At 51.1% G+C, this 4,817-nt stretch carries 5 protein-coding genes and 1 pseudogene; all 6 read left to right on the top strand.

Annotation, left to right across the window (positions count from 1 at the left end; translation table 11 throughout):
* Positions 1-91 precede the first annotated feature (91 nt).
* Positions 92-640, top strand: a complete 549-nt coding sequence (locus tag HWQ67_RS13205) for a hypothetical protein (RefSeq protein WP_218253158.1) — start codon at positions 92-94, stop codon at positions 638-640.
* Entirely contained in the window at positions 627-1,868 is a 1,242-nt protein-coding gene (locus HWQ67_RS13200) for a matrixin family metalloprotease (RefSeq protein WP_218253157.1), read from the top strand. The genes HWQ67_RS13205 and HWQ67_RS13200 overlap by 14 nt, the downstream gene beginning before the upstream one ends.
* A gap of 6 nt (positions 1,869-1,874) precedes the next feature.
* Positions 1,875-2,033, top strand: coding sequence for a rubredoxin (locus tag HWQ67_RS13195; protein ID WP_218253156.1), 159 nt, complete (start codon positions 1,875-1,877; stop codon positions 2,031-2,033).
* Positions 2,027-3,241 (top strand): PAS domain-containing protein, encoded by a 1,215-nt coding sequence (locus tag HWQ67_RS13190; protein ID WP_218253155.1) that lies wholly within the window; start codon positions 2,027-2,029, stop codon positions 3,239-3,241. Before HWQ67_RS13195 ends, HWQ67_RS13190 begins: the two co-directional genes overlap by 7 nt.
* Before the next feature lie 134 nt (positions 3,242-3,375).
* On the top strand, positions 3,376-4,269 hold the full coding sequence (locus HWQ67_RS13185; protein WP_218253154.1) for an HpcH/HpaI aldolase/citrate lyase family protein: 894 nt from the start codon (positions 3,376-3,378) through the stop codon (positions 4,267-4,269).
* A pseudogene (locus HWQ67_RS13180) lies at positions 4,253-4,817 on the top strand (hypothetical protein); the annotation flags it as partial. The gene HWQ67_RS13185 and the pseudogene HWQ67_RS13180, both read left to right, overlap by 17 nt.

Here is a 4,817-nt window from a genome sequence, read left to right as displayed (position 1 = left end):
CGCATGAGCTGATAAAAGAGTTCCTGTAGGGGTACAGAGGACGTCTCAGGCTTTAAATGACTTTAAAAGAATAAAAGGAGAACTTAAGGAAATGAAGAGAAGGGTATTTTGGGTTTATTGCATGGCGGCAGTGATAGTGGCAATGACGTTGGGCGCTGCACCGTTGCATGGGGCTGTCGCTATCAGCACGGACGACCTGGTAATGGCCTCCGACGTGATTTTACGCGGCGTGGTGGAACAGACAAAATCAACCTGGGACCAAAAGGCCGGCACCATCATCACCAGGGCACACCTGAAGGTTACACAGGTCATCAGAGGAGACTTTACCGCAAAGACCGCCGCATTTGAGTATGAAGGTGGCACCGTGGGAGACCTGACCCTGCAACTGAGGGATGTAGTCTCCGTGGTCAAGGGGGAGGACGTCATCGTGTTTCTTAAGACCAAACCCAGTACAGGAAAGCTCAAAGAAACCGTATTCCTCGTACATGGCGACAAACAGGGCAAGTATACCGTAAAAGACGGAACCGCCACCAAGGAACTCGACTACATAGAGGGTAATCCTGCCTTTATCGACAATAATGTACCCATAGGTACGTTCATTAAAAAGATCAGAGGGGTCACCAGGAATGGTAAGATTTAGGGCACTGTTTTTGTGCCTCTGCGTGCTCTGGAGTTCGGAAGTCCTTGCCTTTGGATTGAATAAGACTTCATCGGGGGCTATCCTGAAGCAGAAGCAACCCGGCGTTACTTTGTATGTCAACGCCACGGGAGGCCCAACGGGGGCGCTTGAGGCAATCACGGCAGCAATGCAAACGTGGAACAGCGTGACAACGACCTCCTTCCGATACACCTATGCCGGCGCCACAACCGCAACCAACTGCGGCGACAACGACGGCGTAAATATCATGTGCTTCAACAACAACACCAACGGCTCCCTGGCCGTCAACAGCGTCTGGTACGACCCTCCGACGGGAGAGATTTTTGACGATGACATAAACTTTAACACCAAATACCTCTATAGCACCGACCTGACACTAAACTCCTACGACCTGCAAAGCATAGCCGCTCACGAATTAGGCCATTGCCTGAGCCTTAAGGACCTCTACGATGCGGCAGTCGATTCAGAAAAGACAATGTACGGGTATGCCTCAAGGGGTGAGACCAAAAAACGTACCCTGGAGCAGGACGATATGGCTGGCATAACGTCCCTGTATCCGGCATCGGGGTGTACCTACAGTATATCGCCTGTCACCGAAACAGTGCCGGCGCAGGGCGGTAGCGGAACTATCACGGTTACGGCAGAAAACGGCTGTGGATGGATTGCCACCCCGGAGGTGTCATGGCTGTCAATTACGTCCGGTTCAACCGGCTCCGGCAACGGTACCGTCACATACTCGGCATCTGCCAACAGGGCATCGACAAGCAGGACGGGTACCATCAACATATCCGGTGAGACGTTCACCGTCACAGAGGAGGGTGACACCGGTACTGTCAAACCAATGATTACAGGCAATGGCGTCGCCGGTTATCTCACGGTTAAATCAACCGATACGCTTAACATCGACGTGAGCCTCACTTCCGGCAGCAAAGACGGTACCATGGCAGATTGGTGGATCTATGCCATTACGCCATTTGGGACATACTACTATGTGTATCCCAACCAGTGGCTGGCGGCTGCACACGCATACGATGTAAGACCTGCATATAAAGGGGCACTGTTTAACCTTCAGTCCACACGGCTATTAAGCGCATCGGGACTGCCCTCCGGGTACTATTATATATATTTTGGCGTGGATACCTCTGCTAACGGAATGCTGAATCTAAGCACCCTGATTTATAATACCCTGACTGTGTATGTCCCTTATTAGATTGCGATGAAAAAGCATGTCTGTGCAGTTTGCGGATACATCTATGACCCTGCAAATGGCGATAAGGCACATGGCATACCAGCCGGTGTAGCCTTTGATGCCTTGCCGGGCAACTGGCATTGTCCCGTGTGCGGGGTGACAAAGGGGGATTTTTCGCCGTGGTAGCATCCAACGAAGATACCCTGTTGCTTCAGTCGGAACTGAGGTTGTTGCAGGTACTGATGGATAACATCCCGGATTCCATCTACTTCAAGGACAGCAACAACAGATTTGTAAAGGTAAACAAGGCCAAGGCCGATCACTCCGGTACCACGGCAGAGAATATGACAGGCAAGACCGACTTTGACTTCATGTCCAGGGAACAGGCCGCAAAGGCATGCCTGGATGACGAACAAATCATCCAAACAGGTATCCCAATAACCAACAAGGTGGAACGAGTCACACACATAGACGGTACGGAGGTCTACAATTCCGTCACCAAGATACCGTGGTGTGACGCCCATGGGGCCATAATAGGGACGATCGGTATTTCGCGTGATATCACTGAGCTTGTACGCTCAAAGGAGAGGTTGCAGGAGAGGTCTGAACAGTTGAAGGAGATAAACTCCGACCTTGAAAGGCGTGTACAGCAGGAGGTCGAAAAACGCAGAATGCACGAGGAGCTGATGACCCAGCAGGCAAAGTTGGCCGCCATGGGTGAGATGATCACCATGATAGCGCATCAGTGGCGCACGCCACTAAACATCATGGCCCTGCTTATGGAGGACCTCCAGGATGTCTGTGACAGTGACCATGTGGATAAGGGCCGTGTCATAGACGCCGCCGGTGAGGCCATCTCACAGATTAACTTTATGGCCAATACGATCAACGACTTCAAGGATTTCTGCAAACCATCCAAGAGCAAGGTGCTGTTTAACGTTAAGTCTGCCGTGGAGGCCGTCCGTGCGATCACAAGCGCACTGCTGCGTCACAACTCCGTGGAGATGAGGGTCAAATCTACTGCACCCGATAACATAATGGTCTATGGGTATGAAAATGAGTTCAAGCAGGTCATCTTAAACATTATTACCAACGCCGTATACTCCATAAACGACAAGCGCACTACCGCAAACGTCAAAGGTCTCATAGAGGCCGATATAAAAAGAGACGCCGAAAAGGTAACACTCGTCATAAAAGACAACGGCAAGGGTATAGAGCCAGAGATCAGAGACCGGATATTTGACCACTACTTTACAACCAAGAAGGACAATGTAGGCTCAGGCATAGGGCTCTACATGTCAAAGATAATCATAGAAAACAGTATGGGTGGCGCCATATACGCCACTACCAGCGAAGATGCCAAGACTGCCTTTGTCATCGAACTGAAGCTGTGAACAGAAATTGTGAAGACGTTCTTATATGAACTCAGGATTGAGAATTATGGGGTCAAGGGGGCTGGCCCCCTTGCAGGAGGGGTCTGAGGGGAGGGCGGAGCCGCTCCCCTTCTTTCTTAGCACAGTTAGCACAGATGAGTAATCACATGCACTATCTAAGACTCGGCGCCTCTCTCTACGTCCCGGCAACACATGTGGATATAGCCGAGGTTGCAATGGCGCGTAAGTATCCACGATTGAGGTCTGTCATCTTTGACACGGAGGACTCCATTGCCGATGATGCTCTCAGTTTCGCCTACGACAACCTGCAACAAATGCTGCAAAGACTCAGGGACAGCCAGAGCCGTGTGCCGATGATCTTCATACGGGTGCGTAACGAGCTTGAGCTGCCCAGGGTACTCGACCTCAAAGGCATTGAATTAATTGATGGCCTGGTGTTGCCAAAGTTCTGTTGTGACAACATGGAGCAGTACATGCGTGTTGATATCGGTGATAAGTTTTACATGCCCGTGCTTGAGCGAGACATTTTTACGACGGATGCCCTCCAGCGCATCAGAGACTTCCTGATTCCATACCGCAGCAAGGTCTTGTCTCTCAGGATAGGGGCCAACGACATGCTCTCCAGCATGGACATGAGGAGGGACTGTACGATGGCCATATATCATATAAAGGCAATGGGTATGGCTATAGCCAACATCGTGCTGACGTTCAAGCCCTATGGGTTTAACATAACAGCACCCGTGTGGGAGTGCTTTTCCCAGCAGAGCAAAGACATGCTCCAAAACGAGGTTGCTCTTGACCTTGCAAACGGATTATTTGGAAAGACCGTTATCCACCCCTGGCAGGTTGATGTGGTCGAGGAGGTCTACAAGGTTGACCATGAGGAACACGCCGCCGCTTTAAAGATACTGTCCCCCGACAGTCCCCCTGTATTTAAGATGTTTGACAGATTCCACGAAAAGGCCACACACACCAACTGGGCCAGAATTATCATCGAACGGGCCAGGATATATGGCCTCAGAGACTGACAACTTGCACGAAGCTCACCCACGGACCATTGTCTTTCTCGATCTCGATGACACCATATTTCAGACCCTCCGAAAGAACCCCCAAGGCATACACCCGGCCACAGGCACGTCCTTTATGACCGATGCTCAGAGACACTTTCTTGATATCTTTCTCTCTGCCGACGGCGTCATGGTAGTTCCCGTCACGGCACGGGACGCTACCCAGTATGACAGGACGTTTTTGAGCCGACATCAGCGCATAACGGTTTCGGCCCTCTACTACGGCGGCCTGATAACAACTCATGGATTACCCGATAGAGAGTGGAGCGAACACATGAAATCCCTGTACCAACCTCTGACGCCATCCGTCCGGGACACATATGAGAGGGTGGCCAGGTTAATCAACGGCTCCTGCTTTAAGATATACAACGTGGATGATTACTACGTAACGCTCAAGCACACAAACACCTCCGACGCTAGCTACCTCGATATGCTCAGTGCCCTGGTCAGACAACTGGAAGGCGTCGTTGAGGGTGGCGGATACAACATCTGCCGCAACGACAACAACG

It is taken from the genome of Candidatus Magnetobacterium casense, assembly GCF_019173545.1.
Lineage (GTDB): Bacteria > Nitrospirota > Thermodesulfovibrionia > Thermodesulfovibrionales > Magnetobacteriaceae > Magnetobacterium > Magnetobacterium cryptolimnobacter.
Note: the sequence above shows the minus strand (reverse complement) of the source record. Positions and strands in the feature narration are given on the sequence as shown.